Genomic DNA, 17,709 nt, shown 5'->3' with positions numbered 1-17,709 from the left:
CTTCGCCCAGCTCATCCCGTGTGCGCCTCGGATGCGTATCCACGTCGATACAGTCCCGAACCTAGACCGGGATCGTTCAAGAGTCCATATCTAACGTTCGATCTGTGAGCAGTTCGTCACCGAGCGAAGGAGCGCGCGGGGGTGTGCCGTCGGGCACGGCATCGCCCGGTCCCAAGTCCGCTGCGCCGGTAGCCGGACGGTCCCGAGTCCGGCCGATTCGGGTCAGCGGCACATCCGCGATAGGCTGAAGGTACTTGCGAACCCGTCATTCGGGTTCCCTGCGTCGTCAGGACTCCTCGTCATGGGAACCGTGTCCACTTCCGGTTCGTGTTTCTGAAGCTACTTCCTCGCGGCGATCGAGAGCACCGTCCGGTGCTCCCGCCACCAGCCAGCTCCAGGGCCCCGCACCATGCACCACGCCTCGGCCTGGCACAGTGAAAGGCCCCACCATCACCTCCACGCACACCACCCCGCAGTCCCCCGCGCGTTCGCGCAACCGCACCCGTTCGCAGAAGGCGACGCGCGCCCAGGGCGCACCCGGCGCCCAGCACGCTGTGCGGACCGAGGACTCCTCGGCCACCCGGGCACCCCGCAACCAGGAGCGCCCCGCACGCTCCCAGAGCGCGGACCGCTCGACCGGTGCGGCCGCCCCGCAGCGCTCCACCCGGACCTCGGCCCCGGCCGCGAAGACCCAGGACCGGAAGCCGTCGGCGGCCAAGGCACCGGCAACGAAGTCCCCGGCCCAGCCGACCACCTTCGCCGCACTCGGCGTGCCCGCGCGGCTCGTCGATTCGCTCGCCGCCGAGGGCAAGACCGAGGCCTTCCCGATCCAGCAGGACACCCTGCCCGACACCCTCGCCGGGCGCGACGTGCTGGGCCGGGGCAAGACCGGTTCGGGCAAGACCCTGGCGTTCTCCATCCCGATGGTCGCGCGCCTCGGCGACGACGCCCGCGGATCCCGCCGGCCCCAGCGCCCGCGCGGCATGGTGCTCGCCCCCACCCGTGAGCTGGCCACCCAGATCGATGCCGTGCTCAAGCCGCTGGCCGCGGAGTACGGGATGCGCACGACGACGATCTTCGGCGGCGTCAGCGCCGGCAAGCAGATCAGCGCGCTGCGCAGCGGCGTCGACATCATCGTCGCCTGCCCCGGGCGCCTCGAGGACCTGCTCCAGCAGCGGGCGCTGACCCTCGACGAGATCGAGATCACCGTGCTCGACGAGGCCGACCACATGGCCGACCTCGGCTTCCTCCCGGGCGTCACCCGCCTGCTGCAGAAGACGCCGGCCGACGGCCAGCGCATGTTCTTCTCCGCCACGCTCGACAACGGCGTGGACAAGCTCGTCAAGCGCTTCCTCCACAACGAGGTGCTCCATTCCGTGGACGAGGCGACCTCGCACGTGTCGGCGATGACCCACCACGTGTTCGAGGTGAGCAACGACGACAAGAAGCCGCTCATCGCCAAGCTCGCCTCCGGCACCGGCAAGCGGATCCTCTTCACCCGCACCAAGCACCAGGCGAAGCGCCTGGCCAAGCAGCTGACCACCCAGGGCATCCCGGCCCGGGATCTCCACGGCGACCTGTCCCAGGGCCAGCGCGACCGCAACCTCGGCGCGTTCGGCGACGGGGACGTGCGCGTCCTCGTGGCCACCGACGTCGCCGCCCGCGGTGTGCACGTCGACTCCGTCGAGCTCGTCGTCCACGTCGATCCGCCGGCCGAGCACAAGGCGTACCTCCACCGCTCGGGCCGCACCGCGCGGGCCGGCAGCGCCGGTGACGTGGTCACGGTCGTGCTCCCCGAGCAGCGAAAGGACACCCGCGACCTGCTCCGCAAGGCCGCCGTCAAGGTCTCGCCGATCAGCGTCACCGCGGAATCCGACGAGGTCACCCGTCTGGTCGGATCCCTCGCGCCGCACGTCGAGCCCGCACCTCGGGCGCCGCAGCAGCAGAACCAGGGTCAGGGCCGTGGACGCTCCGGCGGGCGCTCGTCCGGCCGCGGTGCGCAGGGTCAGGGCGCAGGCTCCTCCGGCGGACGCCGTCGTCGCGGCGGCCAGTCGCGTCGCAGCGGCGGGCGCTCGTACGCCGGCCGCTGAGGCGGTGCATGAGCTGGTCGACTTCGACTGTCGGCGAGCACCGCGCATGACTCACTGTGCATGACCCACTGTGCATGACGAAGGGGCGACACGAGTATCGTGTCGCCCCTTCGTCATGGGTGGGTGCCGGTGGGGCCGTGCCGTGATCGCTCGGCGGCCGAGGTTTACCCGGCGCGCTCAGCCCGCTGAGGTCAGCGTCACCGGGGTGCGCCACGGGTCGAGGACCCGTACGGCCGCGCCGTCGTCCTGGAAGTTGATGCGCCGGTCGCGCAGGCGCTCGGCCACCGCCTCGACGTCGGTGCGTGCCGGGAGCGTGATCCGCACGTCGCCGAGGCCCAGGCTGGCCGCCCGCGGGCCGGCGCCTCGGCTGTTCCACACATTCATCGCCATGTGGTGGTGGTAGCCGCCGGCGGAGATGAAGAGGGCGCTCGGCATCATAGCCGTCTGCTCGAAGCCCAGGGTGTCGACGTAGAACTGCTTGGCCGTGCCGATGTCGCCCACCTGCAGGTGGACATGTCCGACCTCGGCGCCGGGGCGCTCGGCGGCCGGGCCGGCGTCGGGGTCGGTGGGCGCGAGGTGTGTCTGCAGATAGCGGTTGGGGTCGAGGTGGATCGTGTCCATCGCCACCTGCCCGTCTGACCAGGACCAGTCTTCGCGCGGCCGGTCCCAGTAGAGCTCGATCCCGTTGCCTTCGGGGTCGGTGAAGTAGAAGGCCTCGCTCACGAGGTGGTCGGAGCTGCCGACGAACTCGGAGTGCGGGTGCCGGGCGGCGGAGAGCACGGTCGCAGCGAGCTCGGCCTGGGTCTCGAAGAGGATTGCGGTGTGGAAGAGGCCGGCGGACTGCCGGGACGCCCGGGGCAAGCCGGGTCGGTGCTCGAGGACGATGAGCGGTGTCGTGCCGCGGCCGAGCACGGCGGTGCGCACTCCGTCTGCGGCATGGTGACGGGAGTCGGTCAGTTCGGTGAGTCCGAGGGCGTCGCGGTAGTAGGCGACCATCGCCTCGAGATCGCCGACGGCCAGGGTGACGACGTCTATGCGGAGGTCGTCGGGCAGCAGGTCGCCTGCAGTGCGGCGGTGCTCGTCGCGCGACACGTCGATCGTCGGTCGACGCCGGGTTTCGGTCTGGTCGGTCATCGTGCTCCCTCTCGGGCGCGACGCGTGTCGGATGATCAGCAGGCTCGCCGCGCTGGATAGTAGAACATTCAACTAATGGCGGGGATTCCGTCGCCTGCGTCACAGTGCCCGACAATTTGCTCAGGACGAGCGGGGCAGTCCTGCCGCATTCGTCCCGAGCTCGCCGGGAGCGCGGCGAATCTCGTACCTCACCGCTCGATGGTCACCGCGGCGTGCACCGGTTCGTGATCGGATGCCGCGCGGCCTGCGAATCGCGCAGCGTTGATCCCCGCGGCATGCACGGTGATGCCCGCGCTCACCAGGATCCAGTCGATGCGCCGCCCGCCGGTGCGCGGCGGACGGTAGCCGGAGTAGGTGGCCCATTCCTCGGTGAGGCGGTGCTCCGCCGTCGTCCACGAGTCCCGCAGCCCGCCCTCGCGGGTGAGTACTCCGTACGGCGGTGAACCGACCCGGCAGTTGGCGTCGACCGTGAGCACCACCGCCCCTGGCTGCGCCGCAGCCAGGGCCCCGAGCATGTGCGCCGAACGGAGCCGGGACCTCGGCGACAGGTGATCGAGGTGGGTGTTGATGGCGGTGAAACGCTCCCCGGTGCGCTGATCGGCGAACTCCGCGGTGACGACGGCGCGCGGGATGAGGTTCCCCCAGCTGCGCGATCCGGGCTGTTCCGGGGTGTCGGAGAGCGCCAGCTGATTCCACCCCAGGAGTTCCAGCCGTCGGCTGTCGTAGAGGATCGGGATGCCCTCGTCGCTGCCATCGGCGCTGCGGCCCCGGCCGACGCTGCGATAGTCGGGTCCAAGGCTGTCGCGCACCCACGCGGCCTGGTCCGGCAGTGCCTCCTGCACCCCGAGGACCGTGGGCTGCTCTGCCCGCAGCAGTTCGCGGACCAGCCATCGGCGTTCCGTCCACCGGTCGAGGCGCCTGCTGCCGAGGAGCCCTCCCCGCCGGCGGATGTTGAAGGACGTGACGTGCAGGCCCGGGGGTCGGATCGGCCCGATCAGCGCGGAGTGGGACATGCCTGCCGGCGTGGGGGTGCCACGCGCACTCCGACCGTCGGCAGGGGTCTCCACACCTGCACCCTACTGCGGCATGTTCGCGAAGCGGCTCCGCGCGCCCTGGAAGGCGACCTTGATCTCCCCGGTCGGGCCGTTGCGGTGCTTGGCGACGATGATGTCGGCCTCGCCGGCGTGCGGCGACTCCTTGTCGTACATGTCGTCGCGGTGGATGAGGAGCACCATGTCCGCATCCTGCTCGATCGAACCGGACTCGCGGAGGTCGGAGATCATCGGCCGCTTGTCCGTGCGCTGCTCGGAGGAGCGGTTGAGCTGCGACAGCGCGACCACGGGCACCTCGAGCTCCTTGGCCAGCAGCTTGAGCGAGCGGGAGAACTCCGACACCTCCTGCTGACGCGACTCGACGCGCTTGCCCGAGCTCATGAGCTGGAGGTAGTCGATGACGACCATCTTCAGGTCGTGCTGCTGCTTGAGCCGGCGGCACTTCGCGCGGATCTCGGTGAGCGCCATGTTCGGCGAATCGTCGATGAAGAGCGGCGCCTCATTGATCCGCGCCATCGTGGATGCAAGCGTCGTCCAGTCCTGCGGGGTGAGCTCGCCGCGGCGCAGATTCTGCAGCTTGATGCTCGACTCCGCGCTGAGCAGGCGCATCGACAGCTCGATGCGCCCCATCTCGAGCGAGAAGATCACGGTCGTCTGCTGCGCATGGATCGCAGCCGACCGCACCATGTCGAGCGCGAGCGTCGACTTGCCCACGCCGGGCCGGGCGGCGATGACGATCATCTGCCCGGGGTGGAGGCCGTTCGTCAGCTGGTCGAACTCGGTGAATCCGGTGGGCACACCGGCGGTGTCCCCCTCGTGGTCCCCGGACCGCTCGATCTCCGCGGCCGTGGCCTCGATGATCTCCGAGAGCCGGACGTAGTCCTCCGCCGTGCGCCGCTCGGTGACCTGGTAGATCTCCGACTGCGCCCGGTTGACGAGCTCATCGGTGTCGCCTTCGGCGTCGTAGCCCATCTGCACGATCCGGGTGCCGGCCTCGACGAGGCGGCGCAGCAGTGCCCGCTCGCGCACGATCGTTCCGTAGAACCCGGCGTTCGCCGCCGTCGGCACCGAGGACATGAGCGTGTGGAGGTAGGCGGCTCCGCCGATCCGGGCGAGGTCGCCGGACTTCGACAGGGCGTTGGACACCGTCACCGCATCGGCGGGTTCGCCGCGGGCATAGAGGTCGAGGATGCAGTCGTAGACGGTCTCATGGGCCGGCTTGTAGAAGTCCTCGCCGCGCATGCCCTCGACGACGTCGGCGATCGCGTCCTTCGACAGGAGCATCGCACCGAGCACGCTCTGCTCGGCCTCGAGGTCCTGGGGCGGGGTCCGCAGACCGCCCTCGGCCCGCTGCCAGTCGTTCGATTCGCTCATTCTCCCCGTCCCGCGCACAGCTCGATCCACCGGCATCGCACCGGCCACACAACTCTATCGCGGCCCGCGGACACCGGGTGCCGGGCGGTGAGCACAGGGCGCTCGGGCACCCGCCGCCGAGGCGCGCACCGGTGACGCTCTCACGTCACCGGCCGCGCGCCTCGGCTCCGGTCGGGTCACCGGGAATCACTCCCACTCGGCGGTCTCCGGGTCGACCCCGTGGGCCCGCGCCTCGGCCTCGATGACCTCACGCAGCCACGCCGCCAGGCCCGCCTCACGGGTGTCGTAGTGCTCGCGGAAGCGCGGGTCCTCGGTGTATCCGCGAGCGATGAGCACGTGCTTGGCCCGGCTCACCTCGAACCACTGCCCGATCGACTCCCGGTGCCGTTCGGCGAGCGCGCTCGCCTCCTCGGACCCGGGTTCCACTCCACGGCGCTTCGCTGCCGCGAGGTCCGCCTCGAGCGCCTCGGCCTCCTGCTTGACCTGCTCCCAGTCGGACCGGCCCATCTGCGCCTTGCGCCCCTCGGCCTCGGCCCACTCGTCGGTGGCGCCCCAGCGCTCCTCGGCCTCGTAGTGCCACTCCGGGTTCCAGTTCGAGCCGAGGACCTCGGCCTGCTGCTCGGGGGTGAGCTTCTTCTCCATGGTTTCGACCTCCATCATCTGTTCGACCGCAGACTTCATGGCCTGCAGGCGGGCGATCCGATCGGCGAGGAGATCATGCTGGCTGCGCAGCTGCTCGGCCACATCGGCCTCCGGAGCGTCGAGCAGGTCCCCGATCCGCTCCAGGCTCATCCCGAGCTCGCGGTAGACCAGCACCTGCTGCAGCCGGGCGATGTCCGCCCGCCCGTACAGCCGGTACCCGGCCCACGTCCGCGCACTCGGGCACACGAGCCCCAGCGCATCCCAGTGGTGCAGCGTCCGCACGCTCACGCCCACGAGCTCGGCGGTGCGCCCGACGGTGAGTCCCGCCTCGGCATCCCCGAGGCCGGTCCCGTCCTCCGCCGGTTCCCGCCGTGCCCGAGGTGCGTGCCCGTCCGGCATCACTGCCACCGTTCTCCTTCGATCGTCGTCGTCCACAGGATCACTGTCGTGCCTCACGCGATGTGAGGGTCAAGCCCATGCACTTGGAGACCTGCCGCCCCGGGCCCACCGCCCTGCTGCCGGCCCGCGAACCCATTGCCGACGCCGCCGGGCGGCCCTCCTCGGCGCCTGCGGCCCCGTGCACCTCAGATCCCCGGCAGGATGAGGGTGATGGCGTGGATGACCAGGCCGACGAGCGCGCCGATCACCGTGCCGTTGATGCGGATGTACTGGAGGTCGCGGCCCACGTAGAGCTCGATCCGGTCCGAGGCCTCGCGCGCGTCCCAGCCGGCGATCGTGTCGGAGATGACGCTCGCGAGCTCAGGACCGAACGACTCCGCGAGGTCGCCGGCGGCTCTCGCGATGCGGTCGTCCATCGACCGGGCGAACTCGACGTCGTTGACCATCCGGTCCGCGATCTGGGCGAGCAGGCCGCGGATCCGGGCGTGCACCTCGCCCTCGGTGTCGAGCACCGCGCCGCGCAGCAGGCGCTTGAGCGAGGCCCACACCTCGAGCACCGAGTGGACGACGCCCTCCTGCCGCAGCAGATCGTCGAGCACACCTTCGGCCCGTTCCGCGATCGTGGTGTCGCTCTTGAGCGCCTCGGCGAGTTCGAGCAGCCAGCGGTCGAGGGCCTGCCGGGCCTTGTGGTACGGCTGATCCCGCACCTCGGCGACCCAGCCGAGCACCTCCTTGCGCAGGCGGTTGGACACGGTGTCGTTGAGGAACCCGGGCACCCAGTCCGGTGCCTTCTGCGCGACGATCTCATCAATGACGCGTGGGTTGTTCGCCAGCCACACGTAGGCCTCGCCGACGACGAGGTCGACGAGCCGGTGGTGCGCCCCGTCCTGCACGATCTCCTGGAGCAGCCGTCCGAGCACCGGGGACTTGTGGGTGGAGACGAGCTTGGGGACGAGGACGTTTCGGGTGATGCCCTCGATCGCATCGTCGTCGACACGCTTGAGCACGTACTCGAGCCCCTGCCCGGCCCGCTCGACGACGATCGCCTGGTTCTTCTCCTGCTCGAGCCAGTTCCCGGCCCGGCGGGTGATCTCCGCCTTCCGCAGCTTCGGCGCCACGGTGTGCGACTTGAGGAAGTTCACCGCGACGAAGTTCGACAGGCTCTCCCCGAGCACGTCCTTCTTGCGCGGAATGATCGCGGTATGGGGGATCTTGAGGCCCAACGGGTGCCGGAACAGCGCGGTGACCGCGAACCAGTCCGCGATCGCACCGATCATCGCCGCCTCGGAGGCGCGCGCAACGAAGCCCCACACGCCGGTGAGGTCGGTGAACAGATGGGTGACGAGGAAGACGAGAGCGGCGAGGACGAGCAGCCCGGTGGCCAGCCGGCGCATCCGCCGCAGCCCTTCGGCCCGCTCGGCGTCCTCCGGCTCGGTGGTGAGCGCGGGGCGCGGGGCCGGTGGCGCGATGTTCTCTCGGGTCGGAAGCTGGGTCATGTGCGCCATTGTTCCACTCCCCGCTGGAACCGGAGCACACGCGTGGGCTCGCGATCGTGGGAGTTTCGGTGGAGTGTACGCCCGTCGATGCCACCACTCTCCACCGGAAGTCGCACAGTCCGCCCGCGGGCGCCGGCCGAGCACGGCGCCCCGTTCGACGGCCCCGCTCGACGGCTCCGCCCGACGGCCGCGCGCACCGCGGCCCGACATCTGCCCGACAACGCCCGAGGCGCCGCGCCCCTGGGGGGACGCGGCGCCTCGATCGAGCGGCCGTGCGCTGAGACTGCACTATCCGGCGATTCCGTTCTCAGGAACCTTCGGATTCTGCAGTCTGGAGCAGTCGATCAGGCCTTGCCGATGACGTCGAACTTGGCGTTCGCGGTGATCTCCTCGTGCACGCGCACGGTGGCGGTGTACGAACCGGAGCTCTTGACGTGACCGGGCAGCGCGACGGCGCGGCGGTCGATGTCGACTCCGGCCGAGGCGGCGAGCGCCTCGGCGACGAGGGCCGGGGTGACGGCGCCGAACAGGCGACCCTGCGCACCGGCCTTCATCTCGATCTTCGCCGAGGTCGACTCGAGCTTCTCCTTGAGAGCCAGGGCCTCGTCGCGGTCCGCGATCTGGCGGGCCTGACGGGACTTGCGCAGCGCATCGATCTGCTTCTGCGCGCCCTCGCTCCACGGGGTCGCCCAGCCGCGCGGGATGAGCAGGTTGCGCGCGTAGCCCGCACGCACCTCGACGACGTCGCCGGCGGCACCGAGGCCGTCGACTTCATGGTTGAGAATGAGCTTCTTGGTAGCCATGGTTGATTCCCCTTACGGATCAGCGAGACGAGCTCGAGTAGGGAAGCAGAGCCATTTCGCGGGCGTTCTTCACTGCCTTGGCGATGACGCGCTGCTCCTGCACGGTCACACCGGTGACGCGGCGGGCACGGATCTTGCCGCGGTCGGAGATGAACTTGCGCAGTGTGGACGTGTCCTTGTAGGTGATCTGCGAAGCCTCACCCGGCTTGAGCGGGTTCGCCTTCTTCTTGATCGGCTTCCGGGGATCCGGCTTTGCCATGAGTGTCTCCTGTCAGAAAAAGTGATGATCAGAACGGGGGCTCGTCATCGGTCGGGTTGCCCCAACCGCCGCCCTGTCCGCTCTGGGGGGTGGACGATGCCCAGGGGTCGTCCTGCGGCGACTGCTGCGGGGGGCGGTTGTATCCGCCCTGGCCTCCTTGGCCGCCCTGGGAGTAGCCGCCACCGCCGGCATTGGGGTTCTGTCCCCATCCGCCGCCGGAGTTGCCGCCCCCCTGGCCGCCGCCCGCGGCATTGCCGCCGCGTCCGCCGCCGTAGTTCCCGCCACCGCCGCCGAAGCCGCCGCTGCGCTCGTTCTTCGTCACGCTCGCCGTGGCGTAGCGCAGGCTCGGGCCGACCTCGTCGACGTCGAGCTCGAAGACCGTGCGGCGTTCGCCCTCCTTGGTCTCGAAGGTGCGGGACTTCAGGCGTCCCTGGACGATCACTCGGGAACCGCGCTGGAGCGACTCGGCGACGTTCTCGGCCATCTCGCGCCAGGCGTTGCAACGGAGGAACATCGTCTCCCCGTCCTTGAACTCCTGGGCCTGACGGTCGAACGTCCGCGGGGTCGAGGCGACCGTGAAGTTGGCGACGGCCGCGCCGTTCGGGGTGAACCTGAGTTCGGGATCGGCGGTGATGTTTCCAACGACGGTGATGATGGTCTCGCCTGCCATGCTGGCTCCTTAGATCAACGGCTCCGGTGAGTGATTACTTGGCGTCCGGGCGAAGGATCTTGGTCCGCATGACGGTCTCGTTGAGTCCGAGCTGGCGGTCCAGTTCCTTGGTGGTGGCCGGAGTGGCGTGGAAGTCCACGACCACGTAGTAGCCTTCGGCCTTCTTCTGGATCTCGTACGCGAAGCGACGACGTCCCCAGACATCCACATTGTCGACGGTTCCGCCATCAGCGGGAACCACCTTCAGCAGCTTTTCGACAGTGGCGCTCACATTGCGCTCGTCGAGTTCCGGATCAAGGATGAGCATGAGCTCGTAATGACGCACGTGTAACCCACCTCCTCTGGTCTCAGCGGCCATGGTCGGTCCATGGCAGGAGGGTACATACGTTGTGTCGGGCCCACCGGCGGAACGGTCCGCCGGCAGCACAGACCTCACCATTCTAGTGATTCGGCCGGGCCGTGTCACCTTCGCCGGAGCCCCCGCCCGGCACGCTGCTCGCGATGTCGGATCCGGCGGCGGCCGACACCGCATCGGCTGTCGAGTCCCGCGACATGCGGGCCGGGGGTGCGGCGCGCAGCCGCTCCGTGGCGAGGTAGACGAGGAAGGCGAGGGCGAACAGGCGCAGGAGGGTGAAGACCGACAGCCACATCGGCGACAGCCCCTCGTTCGCGTCGAGCGCGGTGACGTCGGACAGGTGGACGGCGACGGCGAGGGCCGCCTCGGACAGCGCCCAGGCCACGTGGAGCCACAGGTGGCGCACGGCGAGCGCGGCGAAGGGGACCAGCCACAGGGCGTTCCACGTGGGGGCGGCGGGCATGAACAGCAGGCTGAGGCCGAGCAGCACGGTCGCCACCACCGGCAGCGACAGCGGGGCGACCGGTCGACCGGTGAGCAGCAGGGCGGAGGCGATGCCGAGCGCCACCACCCAGACGATCACCGACACCGCGGTGAGCACGCCCGGGTCGAGGGACTGCTCGTAGCTCAGCAGGGAGACGACGGAGCCGCGGTCGATCGCCTCGGCCCACCAGGCCGCGAGCCGGCCGAACAGCCGGCCGTCGACGACGATGAGCGCGCCGACGGCCACGATGAAGGCGCCGCACGCCGCGATGAGGTCGGTGGTCTCGCGCCGGGAGGCCAGGACGAGGGCGAGCGCGAGCAGCACGACGAGGGCGAGCGGATTGATGAACGCGGCGAGCGCGAGCAGCGCCCCGGCCGCGATCGGCGAGCGCGGGACCCGCGAGGGCGCCGGCCGCAGGAGCACGAGTGCCCACAGCGCCAGCGCCACGCCCACCGGGTCGAGCGACTGCCCGAGGGTGAACACGATGACCGGGGAGACGAACGCCACCGGGATCCACACCCGGTCTCCCCGGCTGCGGGCGAGGAGGAGCAGGGCGATGCCGGCCGCGGCGATCGCGAGGACGTTGAGGAGGAGGACGAGGACCATGAAGAACGCGACATCGCCGGACTCCGCCCCCATCCCCAGCCGCTCCCCGAAGCCCACGAGCCAGGCGGTGACGGGCGAGAACTCGATGCTCGCCCCCGGGGCCCGGCCGGGGGCGTCCGGGAAGGTCGTCCCGGTGAGCCCGTTGGCCAGGGGCGAGGCGCACATCCGGAACGAGGCGAAGGGCTGCTCCCAGCCGCGCGCCACGCACGGTGCCTGGACGAGCACCCCGATGAGCGTGGTGACGCCGAGCAGGCACATCGCGAGCACCCCGCCGACGAGCCCGTGCTGCGGCCCGCCGGTGGCCAGGCGCGCGCCGCTCGGTCCGCCGAGCAATGGGCGGGCCAGGGTCTCCGGGGTGAAGCGGGTCATGGGGTCAGCCTAGAGGACCGCCGCGCCCGCCCCGGGAGGAGGCACCGCCGCGCGCGCTCGCAGGACCATGGCGGAATCGCAGGACTCCGGGGACGGCGACCTCGGGGACGGCGCAGGACCCGGAGAGATCTCCGGGTCCTGCGCTGCCGTGCGGGCTCTCCCGCACCGTGCGGTCGAGCCGGGGGCGCCGAGGCGTCAGCCCGTCAGGTCGTTCTCCTCCGGAGCCGGCGGTGGTGGCGGGTTGGGTGCCGGGGGCTGCTCCGGATCCGGCGGAGGATTCGGCCGGTCGGGCTCCGGTGCGGGGAGGCGGCTCGGGGCTGGCTCCTCGGGCGGGGGCTCCGGTGCGGGCTCCTCCTCGCGCGGCTCCTCCGGCTGCTCCTCGATCGGGGCCTCGTCCTCCTCCTCGCGCGGACGCTCCTGACGCGGCTGTTCGTCGTCGTTGCCGCGCGGCCGGTCGGGGTTCGGGTTCGGCCGGGCCGGCGGGGCCTGGTTCGGCACGCCGGAGTCGTTCTGCGGCTTCTCCACATCGGGCAGCTCCCCGCGCTTGGGGAACTTCTCGATGTCCTCGCCCTCGAGCGCATCGCTCATGTACTGCGTCCACGCCTGGACGGGGAACGAGCCGCCGGTGATCGAACCGCGCCCGCCGTAGGAGCCGATCTCCATCGGGTTGCCGGACTCGTCCTCGCGGTAGATCGCCACCGAGGTCGCGAGATTGGGGGTGTACCCGGCGAACCACGCGGAGTAGTTGTCCTGCGAGGTGCCGGTCTTGCCGGCGGCCGGACGGCCGAGGTTCTGGGCGTAGGAGCCCGAGCCGGAGGTCACCACGCGGGACAGCGCATAGCTCGTCTCGGCCATGACGTTCTCGTCGAACACGCGCTCGCCCTCGGTGTCGGCCTCGTGGACGACCTCGCCGTCGGGGTTCTCGACCTTCGCCACGGAGTGCGGGGCCCGGTGGATGCCGTTGGCGGCGAAGGTCGCGTACGCCGTGGTCATCCGGCCGACCGTCGGGCTCGCGGTGCCGAGCACGTTCGCGGCGTTCGCCTCGAGGCCGCTCGTGTCCTCGCCGAGCCCGGCGCGGATCGCGACGTCCTTGGTCTTCTCCGGCCCGACCTCGATATTCAGCTGCGCATAAGCGGTGTTGATCGAGCTCTCCGTGGCACGCAGCAGGCTCACCGAGCCGTAGTTCGCGCCGCCGTAGTTTTTCGGCCGCCACGGGGTGCCGTCGTACATCATCGTGGTACCGCTGTTGCCGGCGAAGTGGTCGGTCAGCCGGAACCCGTTCTCGAACCCGGCGACCAGGGTGAACGGCTTGAACGTCGAGCCCGCCTGGGTGATGTCCTCCGTCGCCTGGTTCTGCTGCCGCTCGAGGTAGTCCTCGCCGCCGTACATCGCCTTGATGCCGCCGGTCTTCGGGTCGATCGACATGAGGCCGACGTGCATGCCCTCCTTGAGCTCCGGCAGGTCCTCGACGGCCTCGATCGCGGCCTCGACGTCCTCCTGGTTGTAGGTCGTGTGGATCTGCAGGCCGCCGCGGTCGAGCATCTCCGGGGTGATCCCGGCATTGACGAGCTCCTTGCGGACGTTGTCGAGCAGGTAGCCGTTCTGGCCGCGGAACTGGTTGTCCTTCTTCGCCTCGGACAGCTCGGGCAGCTCGGTGCTCACGGCCTCGTCCTCGGTGATGTAGCCGAGCTCGGCCATGTTCTCGAGCACGTAGCGGAACCGGTCCTCGTACTCCTCCGGGTTCTCCGCGGGGTCCGCGGCGCCGGGGCGCTGGATCATCGCGGCGAGCAGCGCGCTCTCGGCGACGTCGAGCTCGGAGGCGGGCTTGCCGTAGTAGTTCTGCGCGGCGACCTCGATGCCGTAGCTCTGCCGGCCGAGGAAGATCGTGTTGAGGTAGTTCGCGAGGATCTCGTCCTTCGTCAGCTCCTGGTCGATCTTGATCGCGATGAACATCTCGCGGACCTTGCGGTCCATGCTGCGCTCGTTCGTGAGGTAGAAGTTCTTGACGTACTGCTGGGTGATCGTCGAGCCGCCGCCGGCGTAGTTGTCGGTGACGACGCCCCACACCGCGCGGGACAGGCCCTTGATGGAGATGCCGCGGTTCTCGTAGAACGACTGGTCCTCCGCCGCGATCGCCGCCTGCTGCATCGCCGGGGAGATCTCGTCGATCGGGACGCTGCGGCGGTCCTCGATCTTGAAGGTGCCGAGCGGCGTCTCGCCGTCGTCCCAGTAGACGGTCGACGTCTGGCCCTCGGCCTCGACGTTGGGCTCGGGCACGTCGGTCACCGCGTAGCCGATGCTGAACAGGCCGATGACGAGGACGAACATCGCCAGCACCCCGACGCCGATGAGGCGCAGGGACGGCAGCCAGCGGGTCCACCCTGTCACCCCCGAGCGGGGGTAGTTGAGCAGACCCTTGTTCACCCCGGACCTCCCGGTGGAACTCGCGGCGGCCGAACCGGCCGCGGCGGTCTTCTGGTGCTTGGCCAAAGATTCTCCCTCGTCGCGCGAACCGGGCAATTCAAACACGCGAACTTTGGAAGTCGATGAGCGTGAGGTGTGAGCGGGCGCACTCGACCCCCGGACCCGAGCGCATCCGGACCCGATCCCGCGTCACCGGGCCGGCCCCGCCCGAGGCGCCCCGGGCCGGGCGTCACCGGTCCGGGCTCAGCCGCGCAGCTCGGGGAAGTCGGCGTCGGAGTACTCGGTGTGCTCGACCGTCGTCGCCCCCTCGTCGGGGTGGAGATCGCGCTCCCGGCTCCGCAGCTCGACCCGGCGGATCTTGCCGGAGATCGTCTTCGGCAGCTCGGTGAACTCGATCCGCCGGATCCGCTTGTACGGGGCGAGGTTCTCGCGGCAGAACCCGAGGATGTCGCGCGCGAGCTCCGGGCTGGGATCCCAGCCGTAGCCGAGCACCACGTACGCCTTGGGCACCGCGAGCCGGACCGGGTCGGGCGAGGGCACGACGGCGGCCTCGGCGACCGCCTCGTGCTCGATGAGCACGCTCTCGAGCTCGAACGGGGAGAGCCGGTAGTCGCTGGCCTTGAACACGTCGTCGGCACGGCCTACGTAGGTGATGAAGCCGTCCGCGTCCCGGGAGGCGACGTCGCCGGTGTGGTAGACGCCGTCCTCGAACGCCTCGGCGGTGCGCTCCTCGTCGTGCCAGTAGCCGGCGGTCAGGCCCACCGGGCGCGGGTCGAGGCGCAGGCAGATCTCGCCCTCGTCGCCGATCTCCCCGGTCGCCGGGTCGCGCAGCACCACGTCGTAGCCGGGCAGCGGCAGGCCCATGGAGCCGTACTTGACCGGCTGGCCGGGCGGGTTGCCGATCTGCAGGGTGGTCTCCGTCTGCCCGAAGCCGTCGCGGATGAGCACCCCCCAGCTGTCCTTGACCCGGTCGATGACCTCCGGGTTGAGCGGCTCGCCGGCGCCGAGCGCCTTCTGCGGCGGGGTCGACAGCAGGCCGAGATCGGCCTGGATGAGCATGCGCCACACGGTGGGCGGGGCACAGAAGCTCGTCACGCCCACCCGCTCCATCGTGCTCATGAGCGCCGGGGCGTCGAAGCGGGAGTAGTTGTAGAGGAACACGCAGGCTTCGGCGATCCACGGGGTGAAGATGTTCGACCACGCGTGCTTGGCCCAGCCCGGCGAGGCGACGTTGAGATGGATGTCGCCGGGCTCCATGCCCATCCAGTACATCGTGGACAGGTGTCCGACGGGATAGGACACATGGGTGTGGGCGACCATCTTCGCCTTCGAGGTGGTGCCCGAGGTGAAGTAGAGGAGCAGCAGGTCGTCCGCCGGAGTCGGCCCGTCGGGCTCGAACCCGGCGGGGAAGTCGTCCGCCGTGGCGTAGGCGATGTCGCCCTCGCGGGTCGGCTCGCCGCCCACGACGATCCGGGTCAGCGGCAGGTCGACGTCGTCGAACTTCGCGGCGTCGGCGGCGGTGGCGACGACGAACGCGGCCTCACCGCGCTCGGCCCGGTCGGTGAGGTCGGCGGCCTGGAGCTGGGTGGTGGTCGGCAGGAGCACAGCGCCGAGCTTGATCCCGGCGAGCATGGTCTCCCACAGCTCCACCTGGTTGCCGAGCATGACCATGACGTGCGAGCCGCGGGTGACGCCGGCGGCGCGGAGCATGTTCGCCACCTGGTTCGAGCGCGCTGAGAGGGTGCGGTAGCTCCAGATCCCCTCGGTGCCGTCCTGCTCGACGATCCACAGCGCCGGGGAGTCGTTGTCGCGGGCGACCTCGTCGAACCAGTCGAGGCCGAAGTTGAAGTGCTCGAAGCGGGGCCAGGTGAAGGCGGCGCGCGCCTGTTCGAGGTCGGTGCGCATCTCGAGCAGGCTGTCGCGGGCCTGCCGGAACGTGTCCGTCGCGGTGCTCATACGGTCTCCTTCGATGTATTCCGTCACCTCTGGCTTCAAGGTACCAGGCACCGGAGGCGCGGAACCGGGCGTCTCACGGCACTTCCCGCACTCCGGTCATCCCTGTCGTGCGTCCCACCATTCGCGCAGCACCGCCGCAGCGCGCTCCTCACCGAGCGGGCCGTGCTCCATCCGCTCCTCGAGGAGGAAGCGGTAGGCCTCGCCGACCTCGCGCCCGGGCGGGATGTCGAGCAGCGCCATGATCTGCTTCCCGTCGAGGTCGGGGCGGATCGCGTCGAGCTTCTCCTGCTCGGCGAGCGCCGTGATCCGCTCCTCGAGGTCGTCGTAGGCATGCGCCAGCCGCTCGGCCTTGCGGCGGTTGCGGGTGGTGACGTCGGACCGGGTGAGGATGTGGAGCCGGGGCAGCAGGTCCCCGGCGTCGGTGACGTAGCGGCGCACCGCGGAGTCCGACCAGCCGGCGTCCCCGTAGCCGTAGAACCGCAGGTGGAGCTCGACGAGCCGGGCGACCTTCTTCGTCGTGTCCTTGTCGAAGTGGAGGGCCTTCATCCGCTTCGCCGTCATCTTCGCCCCGACGACGTCGTGGTGGTAGAAGGTCACCGCACCGCCCGGCTCGAAACGGCGCGTCGAGGGCTTGCCGATGTCGTGCATGAGCGCGGCGAAGCGGACGACGAAGTCCGGCACCGGGAGGCGCTGCGGGTCTCCTTCGGCGATCCCCGCCTTCTCCTGCCGGGCGGCGTACCGGGATTCGAGCTCGATCGCCTGGTCGAGCACGGTGAGGCTGTGCTGGTAGACATCCTTGTGGCGGTGGTGCTCGTCGCGCTCGAGGCGCAGGCCGGCGACCTCGGGCAGGATGCGCTCGGCGAGCCCGGTGTCGACGAGCAGCTCGATGCCGCGGCGGGGTGCCGCCCCGCACACGAGCTTGACGAGCTCGTCGCGCACGCGCTCGGCGGACACGATGTCGATCCGCTCGGCCATCCCGGTCATCGCCTCGACGACCTCGCCGGCGGCGGCGAAGTCGAGCTGGGAGGTGAAGCGGGCGGCGCGCATCATCCGCAGCGGGTCGTCGCCGAAGCTCATCTCCGCGCTCCCCGGGGTGCGGATCCGGCCGGCCTCGATGTCCGCGAGCCCGCCGAAGGGGTCAACGAACACGCGGGCGGGCAGCCGCACGGCCATCGCACCGATCGTGAAGTCGCGGCGCAGCAGGTCGTCGTCGAGGGAGTCGCCGAACGCCACGCTGGGCTTGCGGGACTCCGGGTCGTACGCCTCGGCGCGGTAGGTGGTGATCTCGATCTGGTAACCGGAGCGGATCATCCCGATCGTGCCGAACCTCCGGCCGATGTCCCAGTGCGCATCCGCCCAGCCGGTGATGAGCCGGAGGATGTCGTCGGGCCGGGCGTCGGTGGTGAAGTCGAGGTCGGGCATCCCCCGGCCGAGCAGCGCATCGCGCACCGAGCCGCCGACGAGTGCGAGCTCGAACCCGGCGTCGGCGAACCGCTGCCCCAGGGGGCCGAGGATGGGGTCGAGCCCGTCGAGGGCATCGGCCAGCCGGGCATGGGCCTGGGCCAGGAACACCTGGGACCTCCTTGGGATCGCGTC

At 70.4% G+C, this 17,709-nt stretch carries 13 protein-coding genes and 1 pseudogene; 1 reads left to right on the top strand and 13 read right to left on the bottom strand.

What is annotated here, in order from left to right:
• Positions 1-770 precede the first annotated feature (770 nt).
• Positions 771-2,087, top strand: a pseudogene (locus FDF13_RS04070) (DEAD/DEAH box helicase); the annotation flags it as partial.
• Positions 2,088-2,267: 180 nt separating this feature from the next.
• Here the strand turns inward: FDF13_RS04070 and FDF13_RS04065 are convergent.
• The 13 genes from FDF13_RS04065 to FDF13_RS04005 form a co-directional block, all read right to left on the bottom strand.
• Positions 2,268-3,224 carry a VOC family protein gene (locus tag FDF13_RS04065; protein ID WP_137318536.1) on the bottom strand — a complete coding sequence of 319 codons (957 nt, stop codon included), beginning with the start codon at positions 3,222-3,224 and terminating at the stop codon, positions 2,268-2,270.
• Between the two features lie 188 nt (positions 3,225-3,412).
• Positions 3,413-4,237 (bottom strand): endonuclease/exonuclease/phosphatase family protein, encoded by an 825-nt coding sequence (locus FDF13_RS04060; protein WP_137318535.1) that lies wholly within the window; start codon positions 4,235-4,237, stop codon positions 3,413-3,415.
• Positions 4,238-4,300: 63 nt separating this feature from the next.
• A complete protein-coding gene (gene dnaB / locus FDF13_RS04055; protein ID WP_137318534.1) occupies positions 4,301-5,650 on the bottom strand; it encodes a replicative DNA helicase in 1,350 nt (449 codons plus the stop codon).
• A gap of 186 nt (positions 5,651-5,836) precedes the next feature.
• The gene (locus FDF13_RS04050) at positions 5,837-6,691 is read right to left on the bottom strand and encodes a MerR family transcriptional regulator (RefSeq protein WP_137320360.1); all 855 of its coding nucleotides are present in this window, start codon (positions 6,689-6,691) and stop codon (positions 5,837-5,839) included.
• Positions 6,692-6,876: 185 nt separating this feature from the next.
• Positions 6,877-8,187 carry a DUF445 domain-containing protein gene (locus tag FDF13_RS04045; protein WP_137318533.1) on the bottom strand — a complete coding sequence of 437 codons (1,311 nt, stop codon included), beginning with the start codon at positions 8,185-8,187 and terminating at the stop codon, positions 6,877-6,879.
• A gap of 344 nt (positions 8,188-8,531) precedes the next feature.
• Entirely contained in the window at positions 8,532-8,990 is a 459-nt protein-coding gene (rplI, locus tag FDF13_RS04040; protein ID WP_137318532.1) for a 50S ribosomal protein L9, read from the bottom strand.
• A gap of 19 nt (positions 8,991-9,009) precedes the next feature.
• A complete protein-coding gene (rpsR, locus tag FDF13_RS04035; protein WP_137318531.1) occupies positions 9,010-9,249 on the bottom strand; it encodes a 30S ribosomal protein S18 in 240 nt (79 codons plus the stop codon).
• Positions 9,250-9,277: 28 nt separating this feature from the next.
• The gene (locus FDF13_RS04030) at positions 9,278-9,919 is read right to left on the bottom strand and encodes a single-stranded DNA-binding protein (protein ID WP_137318530.1); all 642 of its coding nucleotides are present in this window, start codon (positions 9,917-9,919) and stop codon (positions 9,278-9,280) included.
• A gap of 34 nt (positions 9,920-9,953) precedes the next feature.
• The gene (rpsF, locus tag FDF13_RS04025) at positions 9,954-10,244 is read right to left on the bottom strand and encodes a 30S ribosomal protein S6 (RefSeq protein ID WP_137320359.1); all 291 of its coding nucleotides are present in this window, start codon (positions 10,242-10,244) and stop codon (positions 9,954-9,956) included.
• A gap of 115 nt (positions 10,245-10,359) precedes the next feature.
• Positions 10,360-11,733: a hypothetical protein gene (locus FDF13_RS04020; RefSeq protein ID WP_137318529.1), complete on the bottom strand. Its 1,374-nt coding sequence runs from the start codon at positions 11,731-11,733 to the stop codon at positions 10,360-10,362.
• Between the two features lie 195 nt (positions 11,734-11,928).
• A complete protein-coding gene (locus tag FDF13_RS04015; protein ID WP_254668900.1) occupies positions 11,929-14,262 on the bottom strand; it encodes a transglycosylase domain-containing protein in 2,334 nt (777 codons plus the stop codon).
• Between the two features lie 138 nt (positions 14,263-14,400).
• Positions 14,401-16,113 (bottom strand): AMP-binding protein, encoded by a 1,713-nt coding sequence (locus tag FDF13_RS04010; RefSeq protein WP_137318528.1) that lies wholly within the window; start codon positions 16,111-16,113, stop codon positions 14,401-14,403.
• A 96-nt stretch (positions 16,114-16,209) separates the two neighbouring features.
• On the bottom strand, positions 16,210-17,679 hold the full coding sequence (locus FDF13_RS04005; protein ID WP_137320357.1) for a CCA tRNA nucleotidyltransferase: 1,470 nt from the start codon (positions 17,677-17,679) through the stop codon (positions 16,210-16,212).
• Positions 17,680-17,709: the final 30 nt, after the last annotated feature.

It is taken from the genome of Brevibacterium sp. CS2, from assembly GCF_005280295.1.
Classification (GTDB): Bacteria; Actinomycetota; Actinomycetes; order Actinomycetales; family Brevibacteriaceae; genus Brevibacterium; species Brevibacterium pityocampae.
This window is presented reverse-complemented; position numbering and strand designations above follow the sequence as displayed.